The following is a 1,270-nucleotide window of genomic DNA, read 5'->3' on the forward strand; positions in this document are numbered from 1 at the left end:
TCAGGCGGCCTTTTTGACTTCGGCGACGATTTTGGCGGCGGCATCTCCCAGATCGTTGGCGGAGACGATGGGGAGTCCGGAGGTGTTGAGCAGGTCCTTGCCCTGCTGGACGTTGGTGCCTTCGAGGCGGACGACGAGGGGGACGGAGAGGTTGACCTCCTTGGCCGCGGCGATGATGCCCTCGGCGATGACGTCGCACTTCATGATCCCGCCGAAGATGTTGACGAGGATGCCCTTCACCGCCGGATCGGAGAGGATGATCTTGAACGCGGCGGTGACCTTCTCGGTGGTGGCGCCGCCGCCCACGTCGAGGAAGTTGGCCGGGAACATGCCGTTGAGCTTGATGATGTCCATCGTCGCCATGGCGAGGCCGGCGCCGTTGACCATGCAGCCGATGTCGCCATCGAGCTTGATATAGGCCAGGTCGTACTTGCTCGCCTCGATCTCGGCCGGATCCTCCTCGGTCTCGTCGCGCAGCGCCATGACGTCGGGGTGGCGGTAGAGCGCGTTCGAATCGAAGCTCATCTTGGTGTCGAGGACGAGCAGGTTGCCATCCTTCGTTTCGACCAGCGGGTTGATCTCGAGCATCGCGCAGTCGAGCGCCATGAAGGCCGCGTAGAGCTGCCCGGCAAGCGTCTGCGCCTGCTTGTTGAGCTCACCCTCGAGCTTGAGGCCATAGGCCACCGCGCGGCCGTGATGCGGCATGAAGCCCTCGGCCGGATCGATCACGATCGTGGTGATCTTCTCCGGGGTCGAGTGGGCGACCTCCTCGATGTCCATCCCGCCCTCGGTCGAGACGATCATCGCCACGCGGCCGGTGGCCCGGTCGACCACCATCGACAGGTAGTATTCCTTGGCGATGTCGACCCCGTCGGTGACGTAGAGCCGGTTGACCTGCTTGCCCGCCTCGCCGGTCTGGATCGTCACCAGGGTGTTGCCCAGCATCTCCCTGGCGAAGGCCTCGACCTCCTCGATCGACTTGGCCAGGCGCACGCCGCCCTTGGCCTCGGCCGGCAGCTCCTTGAACTTGCCCTTGCCGCGCCCGCCAGCGTGGATCTGCGCCTTGACCACATAGAGCGGCCCCGGCAGCTGCCGCGCCGCCGCCACGGCCTCCTCCACGGTCAGCGCCGCAATCCCCGCCGGAATGCCGACGCCAAACTTCGCCAGCAGCTCCTTCGCCTGGTATTCGTGGATGTTCATCGCCGTGCCTCTTTCCGCAAATGAGGCCCCGCGGCAGGCAGCCGCAACGGGCAGGAAACCGGATTAAGCG

Annotated in this window: 1 protein-coding gene; it reads right to left on the reverse strand. The window is 65.4% G+C overall.

Going from position 1 to position 1,270, the window contains the following annotated elements; genetic code table 11:
* A complete protein-coding gene (sucC, locus tag H7F53_RS17550; protein WP_185680809.1) occupies window positions 1–1,200 on the reverse strand; it encodes an ADP-forming succinate--CoA ligase subunit beta in 1,200 nt (399 codons plus the stop codon).
* Between the last annotated feature and the right edge of the window lie 70 nt (window positions 1,201–1,270).

The sequence above is a fragment of the Novosphingobium piscinae genome, assembly GCF_014230355.1.
GTDB lineage: Bacteria > Pseudomonadota > Alphaproteobacteria > Sphingomonadales > Sphingomonadaceae > Novosphingobium > Novosphingobium piscinae.

Excerpts from the sequence above, each read along its gene's own strand:
- sucC (WP_185680809.1), bottom strand. The coding sequence starts at position 1,200 with ATGAACATCCACGAATACCAGGCGAAGGAGCTGCTGGCGAAGTTTGGC.